Source organism: Bradyrhizobium sp. UFLA05-109 (assembly GCF_054185165.1).
The window spans coordinates 1-1080 of sequence record NZ_JBBIAR010000159.1; the positions used below are offsets into that span (position 1 = coordinate 1).

General features: G+C 62.0%; 1 protein-coding gene. It reads left to right on the forward strand.

Annotated elements, in window-relative coordinates:
- A partial coding sequence (locus Q3C01_RS44825) for an IS481 family transposase (protein WP_458151741.1) occupies positions 1 to 1077 on the forward strand: 1077 nt, incomplete at its 5' end.
- Positions 1078 to 1080 lie beyond the last annotated feature (3 nt).

Sequence of the window (1080 nt, forward strand, 5' to 3'; positions counted from 1 at the left end):
CGCTTCAATATCCATCCTGACACAGGCTACAAATGGCTTGCACGATGGCAGGCCGACCGGGATGTTGACGACCGCTCGCGCCGACCGCATTCGAGCCCGGGACAGACCGATTGCGAGCTCGAGGAACGCATCCTCGCGGTACGCGATGCTCATCCGGCTTGGGGAGCTCGCAAGATAGCTCACTGCCTGGAGCGCGAGGGCTTGCGTTCGCCCGCAGTTTCAACAGTCCATCAGATCTTGCGTCGGTCTGGCCGTATCAAGCCTGCGATCGGCGGCGTGGTGGCAAGCCGGCGTTTCGAGATGCCGGCACCCAATCTGTTGTGGCAGATGGACTTCAAAGGGTGGGTTCGGCTCGGCAATGATACCCAATGCCATCCTCTGACGGTTGTCGACGACCACTCCCGCTATGATCTGTGCCTGCAGGCCTGTGCCGATCAGCGCACAGATACCGTACGCAACCGCCTGGAAGAGACCTTTCGCCGTTACGGCCTTCCGGAGGCCTTCTTCGTCGACAACGGTTCACCTTGGGGTGATCCCTCCGGCGAGCGATGGACGCGGTTCTCGGTGTGGCTGCTCAAGCTCGGCATCGCGGTCATCCATAGCCGCCCATATCACCCGCAGAGCCGCGGCAAGAACGAGCGGTTCCACCGCACGCTCGCGGCTGAGGTGTTCGCGCTGCGGCACTTCCGCGATCTTGCAGAGACGCAGCGCGCCTTCGACGTCTGGCGGGAAGTCTACAACTTCGAACGACCGCATGAGGCACTCGGACAACAGGTCCCGGCCAGCCGATATCGGCCGAGCCAGCGAGCCATGCCTGATCGATTGCCCAACGTCGACTACGATAGCCACGAGATCGTGCGCCGCGTCTCCACGACCAAGGCCTATGTCAGCTTCAAAGGGCGTCTCTGGAAAGTCCCTCAGGCCTTCCGTGGTGAGCGCCTCGCCATCCGCCCTTCGGCAAATGCTGCGCAATACGGGGTCTTCTTTGCCTCTCACCAAGTCGCTATCATCGACTTGGCGAGCGGCAAAAGTGTCGGCTATGTCCCCGAACACCCGTCGGTCATGTCCCCGGGCTGAACA